The sequence below is a fragment of the Rhodococcus sp. HM1 genome, assembly GCF_023218075.1.
Taxonomy (GTDB): Bacteria; Actinomycetota; Actinomycetes; order Mycobacteriales; family Mycobacteriaceae; genus Rhodococcus.
In genome coordinates this window covers 45927-69961 of the sequence record NZ_JALPTB010000027.1, presented here as the reverse complement: position 1 = coordinate 69961, position 24035 = coordinate 45927, and the positions used below count along the sequence as shown (strand labels likewise).

25 protein-coding genes, 2 tRNA genes and 1 pseudogene are annotated in these 24035 nt (G+C 70.8%); 8 read left to right on the top strand and 20 right to left on the bottom strand.

Annotation, left to right across the window (positions count from 1 at the left end):
• Nucleotides 1–8 precede the first annotated feature (8 nt).
• From M1M07_RS15725 to M1M07_RS15690, 8 genes and pseudogenes are all read right to left on the bottom strand, one after another.
• A complete protein-coding gene (locus tag M1M07_RS15725) occupies nucleotides 9–590 on the bottom strand; it encodes a hypothetical protein (protein ID WP_248674843.1) in 582 nt (193 codons plus the stop codon).
• A gap of 76 nt (nucleotides 591–666) precedes the next feature.
• Nucleotides 667–2031, bottom strand: a pseudogene (locus M1M07_RS15720) (CoA transferase).
• Nucleotides 2032–2054: 23 nt separating this feature from the next.
• The gene (locus M1M07_RS15715; RefSeq protein ID WP_197252282.1) at nucleotides 2055–3368 is read right to left on the bottom strand and encodes a glutaminase; all 1314 of its coding nucleotides are present in this window, start codon (nucleotides 3366–3368) and stop codon (nucleotides 2055–2057) included.
• 89 nt (nucleotides 3369–3457) lie between these two features.
• Nucleotides 3458–4390: a sulfite exporter TauE/SafE family protein gene (locus M1M07_RS15710; RefSeq protein WP_197252283.1), complete on the bottom strand. Its 933-nt coding sequence runs from the start codon at nucleotides 4388–4390 to the stop codon at nucleotides 3458–3460.
• Between the two features lie 289 nt (nucleotides 4391–4679).
• Nucleotides 4680–5927, bottom strand: a complete 1248-nt coding sequence (locus M1M07_RS15705) for a trans-acting enoyl reductase family protein (protein ID WP_197252284.1) — start codon at nucleotides 5925–5927, stop codon at nucleotides 4680–4682.
• Nucleotides 5928–5952: 25 nt separating this feature from the next.
• Nucleotides 5953–6324 (bottom strand): DUF2784 domain-containing protein, encoded by a 372-nt coding sequence (locus tag M1M07_RS15700; protein WP_248674842.1) that lies wholly within the window; start codon nucleotides 6322–6324, stop codon nucleotides 5953–5955.
• A gap of 18 nt (nucleotides 6325–6342) precedes the next feature.
• Nucleotides 6343–6735: a universal stress protein gene (locus M1M07_RS15695; protein WP_248674841.1), complete on the bottom strand. Its 393-nt coding sequence runs from the start codon at nucleotides 6733–6735 to the stop codon at nucleotides 6343–6345.
• 175 nt (nucleotides 6736–6910) lie between these two features.
• On the bottom strand, nucleotides 6911–8398 hold the full coding sequence (locus tag M1M07_RS15690) for an SDR family NAD(P)-dependent oxidoreductase (RefSeq protein WP_248674840.1): 1488 nt from the start codon (nucleotides 8396–8398) through the stop codon (nucleotides 6911–6913).
• An 86-nt stretch (nucleotides 8399–8484) separates the two neighbouring features.
• On the opposite strand from M1M07_RS15690, the gene M1M07_RS15685 reads away from it, so the two are divergent.
• The 3 genes from M1M07_RS15685 (at nucleotide 8485) to yidC (ending at nucleotide 10414) form a co-directional block, all read left to right on the top strand.
• Nucleotides 8485–8706: a hypothetical protein gene (locus M1M07_RS15685; RefSeq protein ID WP_197252288.1), complete on the top strand. Its 222-nt coding sequence runs from the start codon at nucleotides 8485–8487 to the stop codon at nucleotides 8704–8706.
• A 258-nt stretch (nucleotides 8707–8964) separates the two neighbouring features.
• Nucleotides 8965–9285 carry a DUF6412 domain-containing protein gene (locus M1M07_RS15680; protein WP_197252289.1) on the top strand — a complete coding sequence of 107 codons (321 nt, stop codon included), beginning with the start codon at nucleotides 8965–8967 and terminating at the stop codon, nucleotides 9283–9285.
• Nucleotides 9286–9400: 115 nt separating this feature from the next.
• Nucleotides 9401–10414, top strand: a complete 1014-nt coding sequence (gene yidC, locus M1M07_RS15675; protein WP_248674839.1) for a membrane protein insertase YidC — start codon at nucleotides 9401–9403, stop codon at nucleotides 10412–10414.
• Here yidC and M1M07_RS15670 read toward each other — a convergent pair.
• The 3 genes from M1M07_RS15670 to M1M07_RS15660 form a co-directional block, all read right to left on the bottom strand.
• The gene (locus tag M1M07_RS15670; protein WP_248674838.1) at nucleotides 10402–10584 is read right to left on the bottom strand and encodes a hypothetical protein; all 183 of its coding nucleotides are present in this window, start codon (nucleotides 10582–10584) and stop codon (nucleotides 10402–10404) included. The two genes, yidC and M1M07_RS15670, sit on opposite strands and share 13 nt — an antisense overlap.
• Before the next feature lie 164 nt (nucleotides 10585–10748).
• A tRNA-Leu gene (locus M1M07_RS15665) sits at nucleotides 10749–10834 on the bottom strand.
• Between the two features lie 244 nt (nucleotides 10835–11078).
• A tRNA-Leu gene (locus M1M07_RS15660) sits at nucleotides 11079–11164 on the bottom strand.
• Nucleotides 11165–11283: 119 nt separating this feature from the next.
• On the opposite strand from M1M07_RS15660, the gene M1M07_RS15655 reads away from it, so the two are divergent.
• Nucleotides 11284–12636 (top strand): M20/M25/M40 family metallo-hydrolase, encoded by a 1353-nt coding sequence (locus M1M07_RS15655; RefSeq protein WP_197252291.1) that lies wholly within the window; start codon nucleotides 11284–11286, stop codon nucleotides 12634–12636.
• Nucleotides 12637–12667: 31 nt separating this feature from the next.
• Nucleotides 12668–13210 carry a YbhB/YbcL family Raf kinase inhibitor-like protein gene (locus tag M1M07_RS15650; protein WP_248674837.1) on the top strand — a complete coding sequence of 181 codons (543 nt, stop codon included), beginning with the start codon at nucleotides 12668–12670 and terminating at the stop codon, nucleotides 13208–13210.
• Nucleotides 13211–13241: 31 nt separating this feature from the next.
• On the opposite strand, the gene M1M07_RS15645 is transcribed toward M1M07_RS15650, so the two are convergent.
• From M1M07_RS15645 to M1M07_RS15605, 9 genes are all read right to left on the bottom strand, one after another.
• Nucleotides 13242–14204: a DUF389 domain-containing protein gene (locus tag M1M07_RS15645; RefSeq protein ID WP_248674836.1), complete on the bottom strand. Its 963-nt coding sequence runs from the start codon at nucleotides 14202–14204 to the stop codon at nucleotides 13242–13244.
• Nucleotides 14205–14313: 109 nt separating this feature from the next.
• Nucleotides 14314–15378: a quinone-dependent dihydroorotate dehydrogenase gene (locus M1M07_RS15640; RefSeq protein WP_248674835.1), complete on the bottom strand. Its 1065-nt coding sequence runs from the start codon at nucleotides 15376–15378 to the stop codon at nucleotides 14314–14316.
• 43 nt (nucleotides 15379–15421) lie between these two features.
• Nucleotides 15422–15667, bottom strand: coding sequence for a DUF5703 family protein (locus tag M1M07_RS15635; protein WP_197255914.1), 246 nt, complete (start codon nucleotides 15665–15667; stop codon nucleotides 15422–15424).
• The gene (locus M1M07_RS15630; RefSeq protein WP_197255916.1) at nucleotides 15667–16677 is read right to left on the bottom strand and encodes a hypothetical protein; all 1011 of its coding nucleotides are present in this window, start codon (nucleotides 16675–16677) and stop codon (nucleotides 15667–15669) included. The genes M1M07_RS15635 and M1M07_RS15630 overlap by 1 nt, the downstream gene beginning before the upstream one ends.
• A 232-nt stretch (nucleotides 16678–16909) precedes the next feature.
• Nucleotides 16910–17779, bottom strand: a complete 870-nt coding sequence (locus M1M07_RS15625) for a heme ABC transporter ATP-binding protein (protein WP_197251053.1) — start codon at nucleotides 17777–17779, stop codon at nucleotides 16910–16912.
• A complete protein-coding gene (locus M1M07_RS15620; RefSeq protein WP_197251052.1) occupies nucleotides 17776–18861 on the bottom strand; it encodes an iron ABC transporter permease in 1086 nt (361 codons plus the stop codon). Before M1M07_RS15620 ends, M1M07_RS15625 begins: the two co-directional genes overlap by 4 nt.
• Complete coding sequence (locus M1M07_RS15615; protein ID WP_248674834.1) at nucleotides 18858–19877, bottom strand: hemin ABC transporter substrate-binding protein; 1020 nt, start codon at nucleotides 19875–19877, stop codon at nucleotides 18858–18860. Before M1M07_RS15615 ends, M1M07_RS15620 begins: the two co-directional genes overlap by 4 nt.
• Nucleotides 19874–20548, bottom strand: a complete 675-nt coding sequence (locus tag M1M07_RS15610; protein WP_248674833.1) for a heme oxygenase (biliverdin-producing) — start codon at nucleotides 20546–20548, stop codon at nucleotides 19874–19876. Before M1M07_RS15610 ends, M1M07_RS15615 begins: the two co-directional genes overlap by 4 nt.
• Before the next feature lie 113 nt (nucleotides 20549–20661).
• Nucleotides 20662–21600 carry an aldo/keto reductase gene (locus M1M07_RS15605; protein WP_248674832.1) on the bottom strand — a complete coding sequence of 313 codons (939 nt, stop codon included), beginning with the start codon at nucleotides 21598–21600 and terminating at the stop codon, nucleotides 20662–20664.
• Nucleotides 21601–21786: 186 nt separating this feature from the next.
• Here M1M07_RS15605 and M1M07_RS15600 point away from each other — a divergent pair, with 186 nt between their 5' ends.
• From M1M07_RS15600 to M1M07_RS15590, 3 genes are all read left to right on the top strand, one after another.
• Entirely contained in the window at nucleotides 21787–22632 is an 846-nt protein-coding gene (locus M1M07_RS15600; protein ID WP_248674847.1) for an undecaprenyl-diphosphate phosphatase, read from the top strand.
• A 68-nt stretch (nucleotides 22633–22700) separates the two neighbouring features.
• Nucleotides 22701–23402, top strand: a complete 702-nt coding sequence (locus tag M1M07_RS15595) for a histidine phosphatase family protein (protein WP_197251048.1) — start codon at nucleotides 22701–22703, stop codon at nucleotides 23400–23402.
• 45 nt (nucleotides 23403–23447) lie between these two features.
• Complete coding sequence (locus M1M07_RS15590; RefSeq protein ID WP_197251047.1) at nucleotides 23448–24035, top strand: DUF3090 domain-containing protein; 588 nt, start codon at nucleotides 23448–23450, stop codon at nucleotides 24033–24035.

Sequence of the window (24035 nt, the reverse complement as noted above, 5' to 3'; positions counted from 1 at the left end):
ACAGGGGATCAGATTCCGATCAGTTCCTTTGCGACGGCGACCGAGGCGGGTCCGTCGAGGGCCGGGCGATCGGCCCATTTGCCGCCGGTGATCGTCACCGACACCTCGGGCAGCGTCACCGTGGTCACGGCGACGGAGGCGACGGCGATCTCCTGCTCGAGGGTGTACGCGATGCCGCCGGCCTTCTCGATGTCGGCGTCGGAGATCACGGTCAGCCCGGAGCCGCCCATCTGGTCGGCGGAGTAGACGGTGCCGGTGCCGGGTTCGAGGATGACGCCGACGGTGCGGATCGCGTCGAAGCCGGTCGCGGGGCTTTCCCACTGGCAGTAGGCGCCGTTCTCGCCGGCCTCGCTCGCGGCGCCGGCCTGCAGCCCGTCGATGTAGTCGGCGACATCGGGTTCGATGTCCGCGCAGCTCGAGAAGCGGGCGAGGATGTCCTCGTCGAGGGTGCCGGGGGTGAACTCCGACCCCGAATCCGAGGACGCCGAATCCGGGGACGTGGCGTCGGAGGAGGAGTCTTCGGAGGAGCAGGCGGGCAGCAGCGCGCAGGCGAGTGCGACGGGGACGGCGAGAAGTCGAGTTCGATTCACCGCTGCATGGTATAGGCCGCGGGCCCGCTCGTTGATCTTGGTCCCGGTTGCCCGATTTCGGGGATATCTTCGCAGGTCAGCGTGTTTCCGGGAGTATCGGCCAGGACGGGGGATCCCCACCCCACGGGCGCGCCGGGAACGGATGATCGGGGTAGTCGGCGACGGCGGGCCGGGCCGCGGTGACCGCACCGTGGGTCACGACGGTGGCGACGCTCGGGGTGGCCGGCCGCGGCGCGTCGGTTCGGCGACCGGGCGCGTCGAGCAGCCACGCTCAGGTGCGGGCCAGCGACACCGTCACGTCCCGACCGACGCCGTCACCGACCGCGTAGGCGTCGAGGACGCCGGCGGCGAGCAGGTAGCCGGATGCGTGATCGAGCGCCTGCGCGGGCAGCGCGCCGGGTGCATCGCCGCCGGACTCGACGGCAGCGATCCCGGAGGCGGCCTGCACGATCGAATCGAACCCGCGGCGCCCCGCCCACGGTCCCGTCGTGCCCCACGCGCACACCCGGCCCCGGATCAGGCCCGGACGGACCGCGCTGATATCGCCGATCATTGCCTCGAGCGCACCGGGGCGATAACCACTGAGCAGGATGTCGGCGTCCGCGAGCAACGCGCGGAATGTCGCAGCCCCGCGGGGGTCGCGCAGATCCAGCAACGCGCTGCGTTTCCCCTGGCCGTTCTCGATGTGCTGCCATTCGATCTCGGGCAGGTGCGGCGGATCGATGCGCAGCACCGTCGCACCGAGCAGCGCCAGCGCCCGGGAGGCGACCGGGCCGGCGATGACCCGGGTCGTGTCGAGCACGCGTACCCCCGCGAGCGGCGCCGCCTCCGTCGGTGCCGGCGCGGCCACGCGCCCAAAGTCGGCCCGGCGGGTCACCGCGACGAGGGGTTCCGTGGCCACCGCGCGTCCCGGCTCGGACGACCGCCACTGCGCCTCGTCGCGCACCCGTACCGCGATCGCGTCGTGCGCCACCGCCGCGGTCTCGACCGTGGCGGCGTCCAGGCCGCGGATCCGGTCGGCCACCTGCTCCCGGCCCGCGTCGGCGGGCACGTCCAGGGCACGCAGCAGGCGGGCGCGGTGGTGCGGATAGTTCGCATGCGTGCGCACCCATCCGTCGCGGGCCCGGAAGAAGCCGGACAGGTCGGCGAAACCGTCGATCGGGGTCCCCGACAACCGGAGCATCCGATCCCCGGAGAAGGACGCGGCGATCCGCTCGGGATCGAGCCGCACCGGGCGTGGACGCACGCCGGCCGCCGCGCGCACCCGGTTCGCGGCCTGCGCGAATGCGGCGACCGCGCCCGCGGCGAGCGCGAACACCGGCAGCCGTGCCGCCAGCAGAGCTCCCGGATCGGGGCACGCCACGTCACCGGTCGGTGTGGCGTCGAGTCCCGCCTCGGCGAGCGCCTTCGCGTAGTCGTGCTGCAGGTGCAGGTCGGGCATCGGCAGCGGCAGGTCGGGCACGATCACACCCTCTCGAAGTTGTCGAACGACGCGAGGTCCGGCGCGAATTCGTCGGCGATGTCTCCGTCGCGGGCGGGTCGGCGGGTGTGCGCGTGCGTGTCGAGGACCCGTTCCGGGTCGACGACCGTGACGCGCAGGCCGTCCAGGCGCAGCCGCCGTAGCGCCTCGCGGAGCATCCGCTCGGCGACGTCGTCGACCGAGTGGACCCGCCGCAGATCGAGGACCACGCCGTCGAGCCGCTCCACGTCCTCCGCCGATGCCAGGGCGCGCAGCACGAGTTCGGCGCCGCTGAACTGCAGGGTGCCCTGCAGGCTGCACACCCGGACGGTGTGGCCGTCCGGTCCCCGCAACCGGCGGTCGCGCCGGATGGCCGATCGGGCAGGTTCCGGCCCGTCCATGATGTGCAGGCCCATGTCGTCCGACAGCCGACGGCACATCCGGACGCCGCGCACGCTGGAGCCGTGGGAGTCCAGGCGCGGGGAGAACGCGCCGATGCCGACCTGACCGGGCAGGGCGCCGAGCACCCCACCGGAGACCCCGCTCTTGGCGGGAATCCCCACCGTCGACATCCAGTCGCCGGCCGCGTCGTACATGCCGCAGGTCATCATCACGCTGAGCACCTGCCGCACCACCGTCCGGGACACGACACGCTGACCGGTGAGTGGCTGGACGCCGCCGTTCGCGAGGGTCGCCGCCATCACCGCGAGGTCGCGCACGGTGACGGTGATCGCGCACTGCCGGGTGTATCCGCGCACCACCTCCGCCGGGTCGCCGTCGATCACCGAGTAGCTGCGCAGCATGTTCGCGATCGCCGAATTGCGGTAGGCGGTGCCCAGCTCCGAGTCGAACACCGACTCGTCGACGGCGAGATCGCGCCCGGCGAACGCGGACAGGCCCCGCAGCACCCGCTCGAACCGTCCCTCCGTCGTCGCGGTCGCGGGACCGACGAGCGCGTGGGCGGTGAGGGCGCCGGCGTTGATCATCGGATTGAGCGGCCGCCCGGACCCGCTCTCGAGCGACAACTCGTTGAACGCCTCACCGCTCGGTTCGACCCCGACCCGAGCGAGCACCGCGTCGACGCCGTGATCGGCGAGGGCCAGCGCATACACGAACGGTTTCGAGATCGACTGGATCGAGAACTCGGCATCCGCGTCCCCGGCGGTGTACACGACCCCGTCGATTGTCGACAGGCACACCGCGATCCGGTCCGGATCGGCCTGGGCGAGTTCGGGAATGTAGTCGGCGGTCGCCCCGGGATTGTCCGTCCCGCACGCCTCCACGACCTCGAGCAGATAGTCGGGGATCGGCGATTTCATCGTCGGATCCTAACCCGCGTGCGCCTCCGCCGCCCGTGTGCCTTTGTGGCGGTCCCAGCCGCCATTTGTGCACACCGGCGCGGAGCGCCTCAGACCTCTTCGCGCAGGACGGGGGCGACCGGGGTCTGCAGCTTCTCGAGCGACCCGGCGGACTCGGCGCGGGTGAGCCGCGAACGCCGCCACGAGACGCTGAGCAGGGCAATCCAACCGGCCGCGATCAGCAGATACAGCAGCATCGCGACGGTGCCGGTCACCTCGAACGACTTGAACAGCTTCTGCGCGTTGGTGATGACGATGATGCCGCCGACCGCGGTGCCGAGCAGCGTCGCCGGCACCCGGCTGACCAGCCACGCGGCCGCCGGTGCGGCGATCGCGCCACCTATCGCCAGGCCTGCGACGACGAGCAGGTTGCCGACCGACTCGCGACCCAGGCCGAACAGGAACCCGAGGCTGGCCGCGACCGCGACCATGAACTCCGACGCGCTGACCGAGCCGATCACGGTACGCGGCGCGGTCTTCCCGCGCGAGAGCAGGGTGCTGGTGGTGATCGGTCCCCATCCGCCGCCACCGCTGGCGTCGACGAACCCGCCGAAGAAGCCGAGGGGCGACAGGAACTTCGCGGTGTGCGGGGAGGTGCGGGCATGCGCGACCGCCGGCGGTCGCACCGAGAACCGCAGCGCCACGTACACACCGATCGCCAGCAGGATTCCCGCGGTGACCGGGGCCGCGGCCTCGGTGGACAGGCTCGACAGGACGGTCGCGCCCAGGAAGGCGCCGATCGCGCCGGGCACGCCGAGCTTGGCGACGACCTTCCAGTCGATGTTGCGGAACTTCCAGTGGGAGATGCCCGAGACCAGGGTGGTGCCGACCTCCGCCAGGTGCACGGCCGCGCTGGCATGCGCCGCCCCGACACCGCTGAAGATCAACAGGGTGGTGGCGGTGACGCCGAAGGCCATGCCGAGTGCGCCGTCGACGAGCTGTGCGCCGACACCGACAAGAGTGAAGATCAGCAAATTGAACAAGGCATGCTCCGACCGCGAACGTGGTTACCGAAGGGAATTGGGGAGCGGAAAGACCGCTCAGCAACACACCTGGCAACAACACGCGCCGTCGAAGCACGCGCCACGACGAGTCGGCCAGAACGGCATCAACGCAAGCACGGTGGCCGGGGCGGCCTCGATGCTCGTCGTCTGCACGGCTGTCGTCCTTCGTCGTCGGGTCGCCGAGGACACGGCGACCGGTCGAGCATAGCGTGATCCCGTGCGGGACGGCACCTCCGGGCCCACGGGAGGTGTCGTCCCGCACGGACCGTCAGGGAAGCCGACGCGTCTCGATCTCGAATCCCGCCGCGCGGAGCCGTTCGGTCAGCACGTCGCCGAACGCGACCGCTGGGGTGAGCACCCCGCCGCCGGCGTGCAGCGCGGAACCACCCACCGCCAGCGAGAGCGCGGACTCGGCGAGCATCACCGCCGTCGCCTTGTAGCCGGGATCGCCCTGCGCGGCGAACCGGGTGGTGTAGCGGGCGCCGGTCGTGGTCGTCGTGTACAGGTCGATCGTGAAGAACCCGCGCTCGCGAGTGGCTTCGGACGGCCCTTCGCCCGGCTTCGGCAGCACCTTGTCGAGCAGGAAACGCGTCGGGGGGAACGACAGGCCCAGCACCAGCGCGCCGAGACCCGCCGCGACCCCGCCGGCCAGCACCGGCGACAGCGGGGACGACCCGACGTTCATGACCTCGCGGTACCGGAACGACCTGCCGTACGTCCACCCGGTCAGGGCGTTGGTGCGGCGCACGATCCGCGTGTTGTACGACGCCATCGCGAACGGCGCCTTCCATCCGGACAGTTCCGGTGCGATGGTCTTGCCGTCGACGAACGCGAGGTCGTTCTCTCGGCCCAACCGAGGTTCCTGCGCCGGGTCGGGGCTGAGGGAATACGGTTGCGCCGCGACCTTCCGCAACGCGCGGTCCTTGCGCACGACGTCGAGCTGGGTGCGCAGCGAATCGATGGTGCCGCCGCTGGGGGCGCCGCGGAACGCGGTGAGAATCAGCGTGGTGTCGGCGAGTTCGCCCGCGTCGTCGGCCTGCGCCGCCCGGTACAACGCGTGCACGCCGAGGTCGGACGGGATCGAGTCGAAGCCGCAGGAATGGACGATCCGGGCGCCGGTGCGGCGGGCGGTGTCGGCGAACCGGTCGATGCTCTCGCGGTGGAACAGCACCTCGCCGGTGAGGTCGACGTAGTCGGTGCCCGCCTCGGCGCACGCCTGCACCAGCGGCATCCCGTACTTGGCGTAGGGGCCGACGGTGGTGATCACGACCCGGGTCGCCGCGGCCAGCGCGGCCAGCGACTCCGGATCCTCGGCGTCCGCCTCGAGGATCGGCCAGTCCGCAGCTGTGCCGCCGAGGTCCGCGCGGACCTTCTCGAGGCGGCTGCGGGACCGCCCGGCCAGGCCGGCCTTCAACCCGGACGGCAGATGTTCCGCCAGGTAGGCGGCGGTGAGCCGGCCGACGAACCCGGTGGCTCCGTAGACGACGATGTCGAGTTCGCGTGAGGCAGCGTTCATGGCGCACACCCTACTGCCGGGTAAATCACCGTGCGACGAAACTCACACGACGCGACCGCCGCCACAGGCCCACCCACGACACGAGGATGCAGGCCGCGACGAGCGCGCGGACCAGGCCGAGCGCGGAATCCGGGTAGATCACCCCGGTCAGGTAGTGGTCGATGAATCCGGACGGCGGCAGCCCCGCCTCGCCGGCGCGGTGACGCGCCCAGTTCTCGGCGTGGGTGAGCGGGCAGTCGAACCCCACCAACACCGAGGCGAGCCCCCACACGACGGCGACCGCGTGCAGCACGATCGTGCGCGGCCAGCGCCACGCCACGAACCCGCCGAACGTGACGTACAGCAGGAACGCCAGATGCGTGAGCGCGATGCCGTCGGCCAGAACCCGATAGGGCATGGTTCCAGCGTAGGTCGGTTACTCCTCGTCGGGTTCCTTGACGACGAGAACCGGCACCGGAACCTCGATCACCAGCCGCTGCAGCGGCCGCTCGAGCAGGAACTTGCCGAGCGCGTTGCGGCCGCGGCTGCCGATCACGATGCGGTCCACGCCGCTGTCGGTGGCCAGCTCGACGAGGGTGCCGACGGCGTCCCCGTCGTGCACGGCAGTGCGTACCTCCCAGCCGCTGTCCCCGGCGACCCGGCGCACCGCGGTGCGCACCGATTCGACCTCCGCCTCGGCGGCGGCCCCGTCGTCGTCGAGCACGTGCAGCACCAGCAGCTCGTCCTGCCGGCGGGAGGCCTCGTCGACGGCGGCCGCGAGCGCGGCGCGGCCCTCGGGTGTCTCGGCGTGAACGACTGCGACGGTCATGATGCTGCTCCTGGGCGGCTCGACGGAACTGCCTCCAGTATCCCGGCACCGACCCGGACGAGCACGGCCGAGCGCGTGTGGAACCCGTCTCCACCTGCCCTTTTCTGTCGGGTACGTCTCAGTCGCGGCTCACCACGCCGACTCTGTCGGGCTCACCACGGCGACTCTGTCGGCCTCACCACGGCGCGGGCTTGTAGTCCTTGAGGAAGCAGCCGTACAGATCCACCCCGGCCTCGCCCTGCACGATCGGGTCGTACACCCGCGCGGCGCCGTCGACGAGGTCGAGGGGCGCGTGGAAGCCCTCCTCGGCCAGACGCATCTTGGTGTGATGCGGCCGCTCGTCGGTGATCCATCCGGTGTCCACCGCGGTCATGAGAATGCCGTCGGTGAGCATCTCCTCCGCGCTGGTGCGGGTGAGCATGTTCAGCGCGGCCTTGGCCATGTTGGTGTGCGGGTGCCCTGCCCCCTTGTAGCGGCGGCCGGCGAACTGCCCCTCCATCGCCGAGACGTTCACCACGTACTTGCGCCGCGCAGCGGCCGCGGCCATCGCCGGACGCAGCCGGTTGACCAGGATGAACGGCGCCACCGAGTTGCACAGCTGCACCTCGAGCAGTTCGAGGGGTTCGATCTCGCCGACGGTCTGCACCCAGCTGTTGGTGTGCACGAGGTCCGGCAGCAACCCGCCCGCGTCGACCGCGACCCCCGCGGCGATCCGTTCCGGGGTCGCGGAGCCGGCAACCATCGCCAGCGCCGTCACCGACTCCGGGGTCAGCGCGTGCGCGGCGAGGTCGCTCGGCAGCGACCCGGCCAGCGCCGCCGGGTGGGCGTCCGACGGCTTGCCGAAGGTGATCATCTCCGGGAGCTGACCCGATGGCAGCGGTCCCGATTCGGCCTCGGCCAGCGCCGAATAGGCGCCGGGGGAGCGGCGCACCGTCTGCGCGGCGTTGTTGATCAGGATGTCCAGCGGTCCCTGCGCCGCGACATCGTCGGCGAGGGCGACCACCTGGGCGGGATCGCGCAGGTCGATCCCGACGATGCGCAGCCGGTGAATCCAGTCGGCGCTGTCCTCCATCGCCGAGAACCGGCGGATCGCGTCGTTCGGGAACCGGGTGGTGACGGTCGTGTGGGCGCCGTCACGCAGCAGCCGCAACGCGATGTACATGCCGATCTTCGCGCGGCCACCGGTGAGCAGGGCCCGCCTACCCGTCAGATCGGTACGGGCGTCCCGTTTCGCGTGGTTCTCGGCCGCGCAGGTCGGGCACAGCTGGTGGTAGAACGCGTCGACCCGGGTGTACTTGTCCTTGCACACATAGCAGTGCCGGGGTCGCAGCAGGGTGCCCGCGGACGCGCCGCGCGTCGTCGACGTCAGCGTCAGCCCGGCGGTTTCGTCGTCGATGCGGGTCGGCGACCCGGTCGCGGTCGCGGACAGCACCTCACGGTCGGCCTGGACCTTGCGGCTGCGGGCCTCGTTGCGGCGCAGCCGCTTGAACTTCTTGAACATGTGGCCGACGGCCCGCTGCACCGCGATCGCGTCGGGATGGTCGGCGTCCAGACCGGCCGCAAGGTCGAGAACCTTCAGGCAGGTTTCGAGGTCGGCCGGGTCGATCGCGCGCGGCGGGACGGCGCCGGCATCCGCGGCCGGAGTGTCGCAGTGGGTGTTCATGAACCTTTTCCGATGTCGTGCGGTAGCAATGAATGGTATCGGGCGCAGCCGGTGCGTCCGTCCACACACCCGAGGAGACACCACCCATGAGCGCTGCCAAGAAGAAGTTCGCCGACCTCGCGCCGTGGCAGAAGGCCGCGGTCCTCACGCTCGCGAGCGTGCAGCTGTCGCTGGCGGCGACGGCCTGGGCGGACCTGGCCACCCGGCCCGCCGAGAAGGTCAACGGCAGCAAGGGCAAATGGGCGCTGATCACCCTGATCAACTTCGTGGGCCCGATCTGGTACTTCCGCAAGGGACGCCGCGCCTGATTCAGCTCCCGTCGAGCGGGTTCCGTGTCGATTCGTCCACGCCGCGCGAATCCACACGGAACCGAGCGAGGGTCGGTGCCCACCGCGCGCGGAACCCCGACCGCAGGCGAAGTCGCCGTGCCCGTGACGAGCGTCGACGGTCGCATCATGCGGGTTGACGACCGGCCCGCGAGTTGTCGCCGGCAGCCGCGCGGCTGCACGCCCACTTCACCGCGCACACCGACCGGTTCCGCGACCGAGCCCGGTACGCTGGCCGTCGTGACACGTTTCGGGGAGGAACTCGCGCAGCTGGCCGTCGTTCGGCTCGCGTGGCTGTCCGTGCTCACGATCCTGGTCACGATCACCGTCGCGATCGATGCCCCGACTGCGCTTGCCGTGGGCGCGGTCGCCATCGTGGCGATCGTCGCGATCGCCACGTGCAGCGTGCTCCCCGCGTTGTGCCCGCCGCCGATCTCGTCTTCCGGGCCTCCTGGCGAGGAGCGTCGCCTGCGCGGTGCGTTCCGTCGCCAGAGCGCCCCGAACACTCCCGGCAGGCCACGTCGCCCCCGAGCACCCGGGCGGGTACTGCTCGCCGCATAACGCTCTCACGAGCGCGCGGCCCGCAGTTGTCCGCCGCACCGTCGACTCCGGGTCCGGTGCCCCCCATTCACCCGCACGATGCCGGCTGTCGCCGCATCGTGCCGGAAGGTGTTCGATGCTCGATTTCGTCTACTATCCCGTGTCCGCGATCCTGTGGTTCTGGCACAATGCGTTCGGCGCGGTGCTCGGCCCCGACAACGGCGTCGCGTGGGCGCTCGCCGTGATTTTCCTGGTGTTCACTCTGCGCCTGGTCCTGCTGAAACCTGGAATCGGGCAGATCCGGACCGCCCGGCAGATGCAGAAACTCCGGCCCCAGATCAAGGCCCTGCAGCACGCGTACTCCGACGATCGCCCCCGCCTGGTGTCGGAAATGCAGAAGCTCCGAAAGGAACACGGCTTCAACCCCTTGATGGGCTGCTTGCCCGCGCTGCTCCAGGGTCCGGTGTTCCTGGGTATGTGCCACGTGCTGGCTTCGTTCAACCGCACCGGCACCGGGATCGGCAAGCTCGGCATGACCCCCGAGGAGAACGCCCACACCGCCAACTACGTGTTCAGCGCCACCGACGTGCAGTCCTTCCTCGGCGCCCGCCTCTTCGGTGCGCCGATCTCCGCCGCGATCACCACGCCGGAGAGCACGCTCGCGTCGTTCGTCCACTTCGGCGGCATTCCGACGGCCGGCGCGATCGCGACCGTCGCACTTCCGCTGATGGTGATCGCGAGCCTCGCGACGCATTTCAACGCGCGGGCATCGGTGGCACGCCAGGACCCGGTGGTCGCGGCCAGCGCGCAAACCGCCGTGATCAACAAGATCACGCTGTGGGTGTTCCCGCTCGGGGCCCTCGTCGGCGGCCCGGTCCTGATGATCGCGATCCTGCTGTACTGGGTGAGCAACAACATCTGGACCTACGTCCAGCAGCGCATCGTCTACGCCCACCTCGAGCGGGAGGACGCCGCCGCACAGCGGCGCCGCGACGAGCAGCGGCGGGTGGATGCCACTGCACGCGATGCGCGTCCGGAGGTGGGGCAGGTCCCGGAGGTGATCGACCCGCCGCTGAGCCGGACAGATCTCGATCGTCGCTCCTCGAGCTCACCGCCGGCGGAGAAAGCGGAACTGCGTCACCAGGATTGAACGGCGGCGCGGCGCTGCTGCCGTCGACCGCCCTTCCCGTCGTGGCGGCGACGCGACGGAATGCGCTGCGCGCGGCGACGCAGCGCCAGTTCGTGCTGCAGGCGCTCGTCCGACAGCTTGGCCGGCCCGTAGATGCCGGTGCCGTCGGCGCGCCGAATCGTTGCAGCCATCTTCTTTCCCCCTCGTGCTTCGAAACGAACGCCACAGTAGAGCGCAGCTACGACACAGGGGGCAACGGATTTTCGGCATCCGGAGTCGGGGAAGTCCGGCAAGCAGATGTCCGGGAAACGAAAGCGAGGTCACGATCCCTGTCGGGTTCGTGACCTCGTTGGAGTGTCCGAGGGGGGACTTGAACCCCCACGTCCGTTAATAGGACACTAGCACCTCAAGCTAGCGCGTCTGCCATTCCGCCACTCGGACCGGATGTGCATGGACATGCCGGTAGCTCCCGCTCCCGCGGGCGCTGACGAGAACAGTAGCGCATCGATGCCCAATTCCCCAATTCCCCTGGCGGGTGCGTCGACGGCGCGCCGCGACCCCCGTGCTCGTGCGCGTTTCCGGCAGCCCCCGCTACCGGAAACGCGCACGGGCGGGGGAGGACCGGGAACGACGAAGGCCCCGAACCTGTCGGTTCGGGGCCTTCGTCGTCTGTCTCAACTCAGAGTGTCCGAGGGGGGACTTGAACCCCCACGTCCGTTAATAGGACACTAGCACCTCAAGCTAGCGCGTCTGCCATTCCGCCACTCGGACTCAGTTGTCTCGCACCCGCTCTCCGTGGGTGCTGTGAAAGAGTAACCCACCGCGTCCACGCGCCCAAATCGCCCCCTTCACCTGCACAGATGCGGACCCACGGTGGTAGACATGCAGGCATGGCCGAACACGTGAGCGCCCACACCCCGTCCCGAGCCGAGAACGAGGTCGTCGACCTGGTCTCCCAGCTCATCCGGTTCGACACCTCGAACACCGGCGACCCGGCGACCACCCGCGGCGAACGTGCCTGTGCCGAGTGGGTCGCGGCGCAGCTCGAGGAAGTGGGATACGAAACCGAATACGTCGAGTCCGGTCAGCCGGGCCGCGGCAACGTGTTCGCGCGGCTGCCCGGTGCGGACCGCAGCCGCGGCGCCCTCATGCTGCACGGTCACCTCGACGTCGTGCCCGCCGAACCCGCCGACTGGAGCGTGCACCCGTTCTCCGGCGCGGTCGAGGACGGCTACGTGTGGGGTCGCGGCGCCGTCGACATGAAGGACATGGTCGGCATGATGCTGGCCGTGGCCCGCCGCTTCAAGGCCGAGAACATCGTCCCGCCCCGCGACCTGGTGTTCGCGTTCGTCGCCGACGAGGAAGCCGGCGGCCTCTGGGGCTGCCAATGGCTGGTCAAGCATCGCCCCGACCTGTTCGAGGGCGTCACCGAGGCCGTCGGAGAGGTCGGCGGCTTCTCGCTGACCGTGCCCCGCCGCGACGGGGGAGAGCGCCGCTTCTACCTCGTCGAGACCGCCGAGAAGGGCCTGGGCTGGATGCGGCTGACCGCCAAGGGCCGGGCCGGGCACGGCTCGTTCCTGCACGAGGAGAACGCGGTGACGATCCTGTCGCAGGCCGTCGCGCGGCTCGGCAGCCACACCTTCCCGCTCGTGATCTCCGATTCGGTGGCCGAGTTCCTCGCCGCGGCGTCCGAGGAAACCGGTATCGATTTCGATCCGGCCTCCCCGGACATCGAGGGCACCCTCGCCAAGCTCGGGTCCATCGCCCGCATCATCGGTGCGACCTTCCGCGACACCGCCAACCCCACGATGCTGCAGGCCGGCTACAAGGCCAACGTCATCCCGCAGACCGCGCAGGCCGTCGTCGACTGCCGCATCCTGCCCGGCCGGCTCGCCGAGTTCGAACGCACCGTCGACGAACTGATCGGCCCGGACGTGACCCGCGAATGGATCACGAGCCTCGACTCCTACGAGACCAGCTTCGACGGCGACCTCGTCGACGCGATGAACGCGGCGATCCTCGCGCACGATCCGCTGGGCCGGACCGTGCCGTACATGCTGTCCGCGGGCACCGACGCCAAGTCGTTCGCGAAACTCGGCATCCGGTGCTTCGGGTTCGCGCCGCTGCAGCTGCCGCCGGAACTCGACTTCGCGGCGCTGTTCCACGGAGTCGACGAGCGTGTCCCGGTCGAGGCTCTGCGATTCGGGACCCGTGTCATGGAACACTTCCTGTTGCATTCCTGAAGATCCGTCCCCCACGAGGAAAGGACCCCCGATGGCGTTCGACTACGACCCGTACGAGTTTCTCCCGACGCTGCCCACGTTCCAGGTGACCAGCGAGGACTTCGCCGAGGGTGAGGAGTGGAAACTCGCGCAGGCCAGCGGCGCGTTCGGGATCCCGGGCGGCGGCGACGTGTCCCCGCAGCTGTCGTGGTCCGGGTTCCCCGCAGAGACGAAGAGCTTCGTGGTGACCGTGTTCGACCCCGACGCCCCGACCGCGTCCGGCTTCTGGCACTGGGCCGTCGCGAACATCCCCGCGACCGTCACCGAGCTGCCCGCCGGCGCCGGCAGTGCCGGCGGTGAGGGCCTGCCCGCCGAGGCGGTCACCCTGCGCCACGACGGCGGCGCCCCCGGCTTCATCGGTGCCGCCCCGCCGGCCGGTCACGGCTACCACCGCTACATCGTCGCCGTCCACGCGCTGGACGTCGAGACGATCGACGGGCTCACCGCCGACTCCACCCCGGCGTTCCTCGGTTTCAACGTGTTCGGGCACGCCATCGCCCGCGCGTTGCTGACCGGCACCTACGAGGTGAAGTGACACTCGCTCGACGACCCACCACCCGGTGCGGTCACAGCATCCGGCGGCGGCGATCGAGGGCGCGGAAGCGACGCACCGACACCCGGGACCACGCCACCTGTTGCACGGCCAGTGTCGCCCAGCCCGCCAGCGCCATTCCGGACAGGTTGAGGGCGAGTTGCAGTGTGCTGCCCCAGATTTCTTCGGCAGCGCCGAATGCGAGACCGACGCCGACGTTGCCCGCAGCGGGGACCGTCGTCACCGAGATGAACACCCCGGACAATCCGCCCAGCTTGGACGACGTCAGGGACAGTACCCCTGCCGCCGCTGCGATCACGGCCACGAGGAACGACCACTTGTCGGGTGTGTAGATGAAATCGGTCTCCGGTCGCGGACCGGTGATGTCGTCGAGGGTTATCCAGCCCAGCAGCCGAGCGGAGAGCGCGGCCACCGCGGTGACCGCGATCGCCACCACGAACCCGGCCACCAGGGTGCGGGCCGCCGTCGCGAGCAGCACGAAGCGCCGCTTGACCAGGGCGACGCCGAGCGCGGCAATCGCACCGAACTCGGGCCCGAGCACCATCGCACCGATGACCAGGACCTGCGAGTCGGTGACGATCGCGATGCCGGCCAGCAACGTGGCCATCGTCATGAAGCTGAGGTAGGTCCAGTTCAATTCGACGTCCTCGTAGGAACGCTGCGCGACTTCCGCCCACACGACGGCGTCGGCGCTGCTCCCCGGGGTGCGCAACTCCGCGTCGAACCCGCTGCGCGAGAGCCAGGCATGTACCGGTTCGATCTCGATCGTGCCTCTGCGGTGCAACTCGATCGCCCGGAGCTGCTCGATCAGGTCGTTGGTCACCTCCCGCGCCACGTCCGCATGCACGATGTCGCCGACCGGGCGCAGCGCGGCACCGTGTATCACCGCGAGTCCGCTGACTCCGGGTTCGTCGCGGAGGATGCGGACGGTGTCCTCGGTCAGCTCGCTCGGCGACAGGATGCGCAGGTGCAGCATGGGGCCAGTGTCCCCGTTCCCGGCGTCGTCGCCCGCCCTTTCGGCTCAGCTCCCGGCGTCGTGGCGGCCACGCACGGACGAGGCCGCCACCCGCATGCGCGCGGCGCGATCAGTTGGCGGCGCCGACCGCGTCGGCGATCGACGCGTAGCCGGAGGCCCGGAGCTTGCGGGCCAGACCCTTGTGGATGCGGCGCATCCAGAACGGGCCGCCGTAGATGAACCCGGTGTAGCCCTGGATGAGCGACGCGCCGGCGAGGATCCGCTCCCACGCCTGCTCGACCGTTTCGATGCCGCCCACCGACACCAGCACCAGCCGGTCCCCGACCCGCTTGTGCAGGCGCCGCAGCACCTCCAGGGAGCGATCGGCGACGGGCGCACCCGACAGGCCGCCGGCGCCGATCTCCTCGACTCGCGCGGGGTCGGTGCGCAGACCGTCGCGCCGGATGGTGGTGTTGGTCGCGACGATGCCCGCCAGACCCAGCTCGACCGCCAGATCCGCGACCGTGTCGACGTCCTCGTCCGACAGATCCGGCGCGATCTTCACCAGCACCGGCACGGTCACCGTGTCGAGCACCGCCGCGAGCAGCGGACGCAGCGACTCGACGGCCTGCAGGTCCCGCAGACCGGGGGTGTTGGGCGAGGAGACGTTGACGACGACGAAGTCCGCGAGCGGACCGAGCAGGCGGGCACTTTCGGTGTAGTCCGCGGCGGCCTCGCCCGCAGGCACGATCTTCGTCTTGCCGATGTTCGCGCCGATCGGCACGGTGCGCAGCCGCTGCCGCAGCTGGTTGGCGGCCTCGCCGGCGCCGTGGTTGTTGAAACCCATCCGGTTGATCAGCGCGCGGTCCTCGGGCAGCCGGAACAGCCGCGGCGCGGGATTGCCCGGCTGGGCCTGCGCGGTCACGGTGCCGATCTCGGCGAAGCCGAACCCGAGCGGGCCCCACACGTCGGCGCCGGTGGCGTCCTTGTCGAACCCTGCGGCCAGCCCCAGCGGCGCCCGGAACGGCACCCCGAACACGGTGTTGTGCAGCACCGGGTCGTCCACCACGAGGATCTTCGACACCAGCACCCGCAGCGGCGCGAAACGCGTCACCAGTTGCATCGCGAGGAACGCGAGGTGGTGAATGCGTTCCGGCGGCAGCAGGAACATCAGTTTCAGGACATAGCGATACACGAAAACTCCCTGCAAACCCGGCCGAGGCGGTCCGGGGTCGGTGTCAACGAACGGTCGGTTCGGGCACGTGGTGATCGGTCTTGCGGCGGCGCAGCAGCACGCGGCGGCTCCCGTCCGGGTACAGCCGCACCCGGCTCAGCTCCCAGCCGTGGAACTCGGCGGAGATCGCCAACCGCATCGACGCACTGACCCGTGACACGTCCGGCGGCAACCGCAGCGGCACGTATTCGTAGGCGTCGTTGCTGGTGTCCCAGTCGACGGGCAGTCGCGTGAACCGGCTTCCTGCCATCACTCACCCCCGATCGGGATCCGCTGCAAGCCGTCACCGGTCGCCGAGCCGATCACCAACACCGCATCGTCCGAATCGACGGACACCGAGTCGGGTTGCCGCACCGTCGCAAAGCGCTGCTTCTCTCTCGGGATCCCGGTCGACAGATCGTAGCCCACAACCTCGTTGCTTCCGGTCAATGTCACCCACACCAGATCCCGCGCTTCGTCGTACGCGACCCCGTACAGGCCCGGCCCGCTCGGGTAGCGCTGCCGCAACACGAGCGTATCGAGCGTGTAGACCAGCAGTTCGTCGTCCTGCGTGTCGGTGACCACGACCCGGCCGTACGGATCGGAGATCATCTGGGCGGCACCCTCCCCGGCCCGCAGCGCCATCCGCAGCCGTTCGTCGCTCAGGTTCAGTTCGGTGATCGAGGTCTGGCGCCGATCGAGCGCGGCCACGTCGTCGCCGGCCGCGACGAGCACATCCACCGACACCAGACCGGTGATAGTGGACTCGACCGCCCCGGAGGCCGGATCGAGAACGTAGGTGGTGCCGGTGGCGGTCCCGACCGCCCAGCGACCGTCCGGCAGCACCGCGACCGCGGTGGCATCCCCGTCCACCGGGACCTCGGCGACCTCACCGGAGTCGACGTCGACGCGCAGGACCGCGCCGGCGGCGGGCGCCAGGACCTGACCGTCCGGTCCGGGAAGGACCGTCACCGCGTCCCGCGGCAGCTGCACCGGGCGCGGCTCGCTGTCGGTGGCGGAGCCGGTGAGCAGCAGTCGGGTGCCGTCGTCGACGAGCGCGGCGAGCACATCGGTGCCGGGCGCCTGCGCGAGCGCCTCGACGCCGGTCCCGACCTGCTGCACCGTCCCGGCCGGGGGCGTCGTGGTCTCGGGGGCGGCCATCGGGGTCGCGGGTTCGCGGGTCGGCACCTTCTCCGCATCGGTATCGGAGGAACAGCCGGCGACCAGAGCGACCGCAAGTCCCACCACCACCGCGGTCGCACGTACTGCCGGTCTACCCATCTCGCTGCTCCTCGCTGTCACCCGTCGACCCCACGCGCGCGCCCCCCGATCGGAGACGCGCTTCGCTCCAGTCTTCCTGATCCGGGCGGCGGCACCGCAGCCGCCTCGGCGCGGCACCCGCCGAATGTGACCGAGGCGACGCGAACCGAGCCCAGCCGGCGGTGCCGCTTCTGCCGGCTCAGCCGGCGGTGCCGCATCTGCCGGCTCAACCGGCGGTGCCGCATCTGCCGGCTCAGCCGGCGGCCGCCACCGAGGGGCCCGGCCGGTCCCGCCGCGGCAGCACCAGGGGAGTACCCGTCGTCGGGTCGCTGCCCACCTGCACCGGATACGCGTAGACGCGGCTGAGCAACTTCTCGGTGAGCACCTCACCGGCCGGCCCGTCCGCGACGACCCGGCCGCGTTCGAGCACGCACACCCGGTCGGCGTAGGCCGCGGCCAGCCCCAGATCGTGCAGCACCACCACCACGGCGTGCCCGTGATCGGCGCGGGCCCGCACCACCTGCATCACCGCTTCCTGATGCCCGAGATCCAGGGCCGCGGTCGGTTCGTCGAGCAGCAGCGTCTCGGTGTCCTGCGCGAGCACCCGCGCCAACGCGACCCGGGCACGTTCACCCCCGGACAGCGCCGGGAACGGACGATCCTGCAGGTGCGCGACGTCGCATTCGGCGAGCGCCGCGGCGACCAGGGCGTCGTCGTCACCCTGCCGTGCGGTGCGCGCCCACGCCGACCGGCCCATCCGCACCACCTCGACGGCGGTGAACGGGAACCCGACCGTGTGCTGCTGGGGGAGCACCGCCCGGCGCCGCGCCAACGCGACCGGCGCCCACTCCTCGAGGGGGCGCCCGTCGACCTCGACGCGGCCGCCCGAGATCGGATGATCACCGGTGAGCGCGGCCAGCAGCGTCGACTTGCCGGCGCCGTTCGGCCCGACGAGCGCGAGCACCTCCCCGGCCCGGACCTCGACGTCGACGTCGTGCAGGATCTGCCGGTCGCCGCGGTGCAGCCGCACCCCGGTCGCGCGCATCGTCACCGCTCCGGGCCCGGAGCGTTCCGGGACCTGCCGGTCGTCGCGCCACCGGCCGAACACGCGGGAACGGCTCATGCCCACCCTCCCTGGCTCGCGCGGGTGCGGCGCAGCATCCAGAAGAACACCGGCCCGCCGATCAGCGAGGTGAGCATGCCCAACGGCAGATCGGCGTTCGCGACCAGGGTGCGGGCGCCGAGGTCGGCGGCGAGCAGCGTCACCGCGCCGCACACGGCACTCGCGCAGATCAGCCGCCGATGCGCGGGACCGAGCGCCATCCGCATCAGGTGCGGCACCACCAGGCCCACGAACAGGATGATGCCGGTGAACGCGACCGCCGCGGACACCAGCACCGCGACGATGACGATCGCGACCTGCCGCACGCGTTCGACGTCGACCCCCAGGTGCCGGGCCACGGACTCGCCGAGCGAGAGCAGATCGAGCTTCGGGGCCAGCACGACGGCCGCGGCGATCCCGGCGAACGTCAGCGGCGCCACCACCGACACGATTTCCCAGGTGGCGCCGCCGAGGCTGCCGAGCTGCCAGAAAACGATCTGGTCGCGGGCGGCGGGGTTCGCGACGAACGTGAACAGCGCGATCAGCCCGCCCGCGACGGCGTTGACGGCCACACCGGTGAGGATGACCGTGACGACCTCGGTGCGCCCGTTCGACCGCGACAGCGCGTACACCAGGGCGGTGGTGAGCAGGCCGGCGACGAACGCGGCCCCGGCCAACGCCCAGCCGGCGGTGAACGCGCCGCCCAGCACGATCACCAGCGAGGCCCCGACGGCCGCGCCGGAGGAGACACCGATGACGCCGGGTTCGGCGAGCGGATTGGCGAACACCCCCTGCAGCAGCGCGCCGGCGCAGCCGAGAGCGGCGCCGACGAGCATCGCCAGCACCACCCGCGGGAACCGCACCTGCCACAACGCGACGTCGCCGGCCGGGTGCGCGGGCATGGGCCCGACATCCAGTCCGAGCCGGTGCAGCAGGCTGCCGACCACCTCGGCCGGGGACGTCGGCACCTGCCCGAGGCACGCGGACACCAGCGCCAGCACCACCAGCGCGACGGTCAGCCCGGTGAACACCAGGGTGCTGCGCCGGGCGCCGGCCTCCTTCGTGCTTGCGGGCGTCGCGGTGCTGTCGGTGACCGTGGTCATTCCTGGGCCTGCGGATACAGGGCGTCGGAGAGCGCGGCCAGGACCTTGCCGGTGTCGGGACCGAAGCTGAGCAGCACCGAATCGTCCATGTCGATGATCCTGCGGTTCTTCCCGGCGGGGGTCTGCTCGACGCCGGGCAACGCCGCGAGACCGTCGGGACCGCCGACCGATTCCAGACTGTGCGTCATGATCAGGATCACGTCCGGTGCGGAGGCGATCATCGCCTCGCTGGTGATCGGGGTGAACTCGGCGGTGAGTCCGGCGACCGTGCCGGCGTCCCGGGCGCCGAGCGCGCCGATCAGCGCGTCGGCCCCGGAGCCCGGACCGCCGAGCATCTTGATCGCCGAGCCGCGCAGATACAGGAACGCCACGGTCGGTTCGGGATGGTCCGCGGGGATCGACGCGCTCGCCGCGGCGATCTCCTCCTCGGTGCGCTGCACCAGCGCGGCCCCCTGCTCGGGCACCCCCAGCGCCGCCGCGACCGCCTCGATCCCGGACGCGACCGTGTCGAGGGTGCGGGTCGGGTCCACGAACACCACCGGGATCCCGGCGGCCCGCAACTGCTCCTGCACGGCCAGCGGCCCGATCGACGAGTCGGTGAGCACCACCGTCGGATTCAGCGCCAGGATCGCCTCGGCGTTCAGGCCGTGCCCGCCCGGGGTGACATTGGGCAGATGCTCCGACGCCGGGAAACTCGCCGTCGACCGCCCCACCAGGTTGGCGCCGAGACCGAGGGAGAACACGGTCTGGGCGAGGGTGCCGGAGCGGTCCGCGGTGACGATGCGCGAGACGTCGGTGACGGTGACGTCGACCCCGTCGAAGCTGCGGACCGTCACCGGCAGCGTCGGGACCGGGTTCTCCGCGATCGGCCGCGGATCCCGGTCGGCGATCACCGCGGTGCGCGCCCCGGTCGCCGGCGCCGAACCGGACGCGCCGGTGGCACCGCATCCGGCGACGGCCAGCACCGTCACCAGCGGAAGAAGAAGGGACAGAACGTAACGGCGGAAGCGGTTCATGACTGCGGCGTCGCCACCCGGTAGCTGTCGAGATCGGCGCCGAGATCGGCGAACAACTCGCGGTTGAGACCGAAAACCAGGTTCGCCTCGTCGATCACGGCCTGCTGCTGCGCGCTGTCCAAGGGGGCAGCGTCGAGCTTCGCGCGGTACGCGTCCTTGAACGGCTTCGTCTTCGGGATGTCGTCGAAGGTGTAGAAGCGCAGGCCGTCGCGTTCGTACCCGTAGGCACGCTCGAGCATGCGGCGGATGATCTGGCCACCGGACAGATCACCGAGATACCGCAGATAGTGGTGCGCCAGGTATGCCTCCGGGGAGGTCGCGGCGACCTCCTCTAGCCGCTGCACGTACCGCACGGTCGCGGGCAGCGGCGTCACCGTGGCCCGCCAGTCGTCGCCGAGCAGGAACTGCAGATCGGCCTCCAGCGCGGCGGTGCGCAGCAGCTCGTCGGCGAGGAACGGGCCGACGATCGGATCGTCGGCATAGCTCGCGCCGATCCGTTCGAGGGCCTCGTAGATGAACCAGGACTGGGCCAGCAGGGCGGCATAGCCGGCCGTGTTGAGCTGCCCGCCGAGCAGCTCGGTGACGAACGCCGAATTCTCGGTCTCGCTGTGTTCCGCGGCAGTTCCGGATTTGATGCGCTCGGCGAATCCGGCAACCTCGGTGGCGGTCATATGCTCTCCCTGTTGTAGCCAACCCGAACCTAGGGAGCAGGGTAGCCTAACTTTCGTAGGGTGCGCGAACGCGGGTTTCCTCTCCGCCCCAGTGGATTCAGGCCGCAGCGGATTCAGGCGCTCACATCGTCGAGCGCGGACGCGATCGCCGCCGGCAACTCCAGCTCCTCCGCCACCAGCACCCCGGTCAGCTGCGCCAGATCCCGGGCGCCGACCAGCGCCGACGCCACCCCGGGCCGGTCCCGCACCCACGCCAGCGCCACCGCCAGCGGGGAGGTGCCCAGCCCGTCCGCGGCGGTGACCACCGCGTCGACCACCCGCACCGCCGAATCGGTCAAATAGTGACGAACCTCCTCCGCGTGCACCTCGTCGGCGCCGCGCGAATCGACCGGCACCCCGCTGCGGTACTTGCCGGTGAGGACACCCCCGGCCAGCGGCACCGCCGCGAACACCCCGGCGCCGTGATACGTCGCGGCCGGGATCAGTTCCTCCTCGACGCCCCGCGCCAGCAGCGAGTACTCGACCTGGGTGCTCACCAGACGCGCACCCCGCGGCGCCGCGGAAGCGGCGGTCGCGAGCTGCCAGCCCAGATAGCCGCGCACCCCGACGTAGCGCACGCGGCCGCTGGTGATCGCGTACTCCAGCGTCGCCGCCACCTCGTCCACCGGTGTCTGCGGATCCCACGTGGCGACCTGCCACACATCCAGATGATCGGTCCCGAGCTCCCGCAGGGTCGCATCGAGCTGCGTCAGAAGCCCCCCGCGCGAACAGTCGACGCGTCCCTGGCCGAGCTTGGAGGTGTCGATCCCGGAGCTGCCCGACAACACCAGCCGATCGCGCGGCACCACGTCGTCGAGCAACTCGGCGAGGATCCGCTGCGACATGCCGTCGCCGTACGCGGGCGAGGTGTCGACGAGGGTGCCGCCGGCATCGACGAACGCCGACAGCTGCGCCGCGGCTTCGTCCCCGTCGGTGCCGCGACCCCAGGTCAAGGTGCCCAAACCGAGCCGCGAGACGCGCAGCCCGCTCGCTCCCACCGTTCTCTGTTCCATAACCGCCCGCGTTTCGTGACCGTCCGATCGGGTCGCCGGGCCGCAACCGCGACTCCTCGCCCTGGAACGCACCCTAGTGCCGCGAGGGTCCCGAAGTCGGCCAGGCGCGCCGCGTACTGTGCCCCGAGTGAGATTCGATCGCCCCCTGTGCCGCTGCCCCCACTCCCGTGCGGAGATCGTCGCATGATCGGCGAGTCCATGACCTGGATTCAGGCGATCGTGCTCGGCATCGTCCAGGGGCTGACCGAATTCCTGCCGGTGTCCTCCTCGGGACACCTGCGCATCGTCTCCGAGGTGTTCTTCGGATCCGACGCGGGCGCCTCCTTCACCGCCGTCACCCAGCTCGGCACCGAAGCCGCCGTGCTGGTGTTCTTCGCCCGCGACATCTGGCGCATCCTCCTCGCCTGGTTCCGCGGCCTGCTCCACAAGGAACTGCGCGCCGACCACGACTACAAGATGGGCTGGTACGTGCTGCTCGGCACCATCCCCATCGGCATTCTCGGATTCGTCCTCAAGGACGAGGTCCGCACCGTCGCCCGCAACCTGTGGCTGGTCGCGACGATGCTCATCGTGTTCTCCGCCGTCATCGCCGCCGCCGAGTACTACGGCCCCAAGAAGCGCGGCATCGAGCAGCTGACCCTGCGCGACGGCCTGGTCATGGGCACGGCGCAGGCCATGGCCCTGATCCCCGGCGTGTCCCGCTCCGGCGGCACCATCTCCGCCGGCCTGTTCCTCGGCCTCAACCGCGAGGCCGCCGCCCGCTACTCGTTCCTGCTCGCCATCCCCGCCGTCGTCGCCTCCGGGCTGTTCAGCCTGCCGGACGCGTTCGAACCCGCGGGGGAGGGTCTCAACGCGTCCGGGCCGCAGCTGCTGGTCGCCACCGTCATCGCCTTCGGCGTCGGCTACGCCGCGATCGCCTGGCTGCTCAGGTTCGTCACCAACCACTCGATGTACTGGTTCGTCGGCTACCGCATCCTGCTCGGCGTCCTCGTGCTCGCCCTGCTGGGCACCGGGGTGATCTCCGCGACCTGACCGCGCGGCGCGCCCCCGCGCGGCGCCGTGACCTGCCCGGGTGCGGGTGGCCCATTAGGCTGGATTCCATGACGGTGATCCTGCTGCGGCACGGACGTTCGACGGCCAACACCTCGCGGGTGCTGGCCGGTCGTTCTCCGGGTGTCGAACTCGACGAACTCGGACACATCCAGGCCAAGGGTCTGATCGCCCGGTTCGCCGGCCTGGAGATCACCGAGATCGTGCACTCGCCGCTGCTGCGCTGCCAACAGACGGTCGCTCCGCTCGCCACCGACCGCGGCCTGACCCCGCTCGTCGACGACCGGCTCGCCGAGGTCGACTACGGGCAGTGGACCGGCCGGGAACTGTCCGAACTGGTCCGCGAACCGCTGTGGAAGGTGGTGCAGCAGCACGCCTCCGCGGCCGTGTTCCCCGGTGGGGAAGGGCTGGCGCAGGTGCAGGCCCGCGCGGTCGCCGCGGTCCGCGAACACGACGCCCGGCTCACCGAACAGCACGGCCGCGACGTCGTGTGGATCGCGTGCAGTCACGGCGACGTCATCAAATCCGTCCTTGCCGACGCGCTCGCCACGCACCTGGACGGGTTCCAGCGGATCGTCGCGGAACCGGCCTCGCTCAGCGTCGTCCGCTACACCGAGACGCGTCCGTTCGTGCTCCGCATCAACGACACCGGCCCGGATCTGACCGGGCTCGCCGTCCCCCCGAAATCGGTGCCCGGCGGCGAGGTGAACCCGGCCGGTGACCCCCCGACGACGGCGACGTCCGGCGGATAATGGCAGTGTTCGGCTCATTCGAAACATACGACTCGAGGAGGTGCGATGGCCCGCGCGATACACGTGTTCCGGACCCCGGACAGGTTCGTCGCCGGCACGGTCGGTGAACCCGGCGACCGGGTGTTCTACCTGCAGGCCGTGCACGAGTCCCGCGTGGTGAGCGTCCTGCTCGAGAAACAGCAGGTGAAGATCCTCGCCGATCGCATGGGCCTGCTCCTCGAAGAGGTGCACCGGCGGTTCGGCACCGACCTGCCCGAAGATCCCGACATCGACATCAGCCCGCTGATCACCCCCATCGACGCCGAATTCCGGGTCGGCACCATGGGACTGGGCTGGGACGCCGACACCAGCGCCGTCGTCGTCGAACTCCTCGCCGTCACCGAGGCCGAACTCGACGAGTCCGTCGTGCTCGACGACACCGAGGAAGGACCCGACGCGGTCCGCGTGTTCCTCACCCCCGAGCAGGCCCTCGAGTTCGCGGCCCGCTCGGAGATGGTCGTCTCCGCCGGCCGCACCCCGTGCCCGCTGTGCGGCGAACCGATCGGCGGCGGCGGCCACGTGTGCATCCGCACCAACGGCTACCTGCGCACCCCCGGGTTCGATCCGGCATCCTGGTTCGGTGAGGAGTCCTGA

Coding starts and splice junctions, on each gene's coding strand:
- M1M07_RS15700 (WP_248674842.1), bottom strand. CDS start 6,324: ATGCCCTATCGGGTTCTGGCCGACGGCATCGCGCTCACGCATCTGGCG.
- M1M07_RS15645 (WP_248674836.1), bottom strand. CDS start 14,204: ATGCTGCACCTGCGCATCCTGTCGCCGAGCGAGCTGACCGAGGACACC.
- M1M07_RS15650 (WP_248674837.1), top strand. CDS start 12,668: ATGGCGTTCGACTACGACCCGTACGAGTTTCTCCCGACGCTGCCCACG.
- M1M07_RS15635 (WP_197255914.1), bottom strand. CDS start 15,667: ATGGCAGGAAGCCGGTTCACGCGACTGCCCGTCGACTGGGACACCAGC.
- yidC (WP_248674839.1), top strand. CDS start 9,401: ATGCTCGATTTCGTCTACTATCCCGTGTCCGCGATCCTGTGGTTCTGG.
- M1M07_RS15610 (WP_248674833.1), bottom strand. CDS start 20,548: ATGACCGCCACCGAGGTTGCCGGATTCGCCGAGCGCATCAAATCCGGA.
- M1M07_RS15630 (WP_197255916.1), bottom strand. CDS start 16,677: ATGGGTAGACCGGCAGTACGTGCGACCGCGGTGGTGGTGGGACTTGCG.
- M1M07_RS15705 (WP_197252284.1), bottom strand. CDS start 5,927: ATGAACGCTGCCTCACGCGAACTCGACATCGTCGTCTACGGAGCCACC.
- M1M07_RS15620 (WP_197251052.1), bottom strand. CDS start 18,861: ATGACCACGGTCACCGACAGCACCGCGACGCCCGCAAGCACGAAGGAG.
- M1M07_RS15655 (WP_197252291.1), top strand. CDS start 11,284: ATGGCCGAACACGTGAGCGCCCACACCCCGTCCCGAGCCGAGAACGAG.
- M1M07_RS15715 (WP_197252282.1), bottom strand. CDS start 3,368: ATGAAATCGCCGATCCCCGACTATCTGCTCGAGGTCGTGGAGGCGTGC.
- M1M07_RS15625 (WP_197251053.1), bottom strand. CDS start 17,779: ATGAGCCGTTCCCGCGTGTTCGGCCGGTGGCGCGACGACCGGCAGGTC.
- M1M07_RS15615 (WP_248674834.1), bottom strand. CDS start 19,877: ATGAACCGCTTCCGCCGTTACGTTCTGTCCCTTCTTCTTCCGCTGGTG.
- M1M07_RS15695 (WP_248674841.1), bottom strand. CDS start 6,735: ATGACCGTCGCAGTCGTTCACGCCGAGACACCCGAGGGCCGCGCCGCG.
- M1M07_RS15690 (WP_248674840.1), bottom strand. CDS start 8,398: ATGAACACCCACTGCGACACTCCGGCCGCGGATGCCGGCGCCGTCCCG.
- M1M07_RS15670 (WP_248674838.1), bottom strand. CDS start 10,584: ATGGCTGCAACGATTCGGCGCGCCGACGGCACCGGCATCTACGGGCCG.
- M1M07_RS15595 (WP_197251048.1), top strand. CDS start 22,701: ATGACGGTGATCCTGCTGCGGCACGGACGTTCGACGGCCAACACCTCG.
- M1M07_RS15605 (WP_248674832.1), bottom strand. CDS start 21,600: ATGGAACAGAGAACGGTGGGAGCGAGCGGGCTGCGCGTCTCGCGGCTC.
- M1M07_RS15685 (WP_197252288.1), top strand. CDS start 8,485: ATGAGCGCTGCCAAGAAGAAGTTCGCCGACCTCGCGCCGTGGCAGAAG.
- M1M07_RS15590 (WP_197251047.1), top strand. CDS start 23,448: ATGGCCCGCGCGATACACGTGTTCCGGACCCCGGACAGGTTCGTCGCC.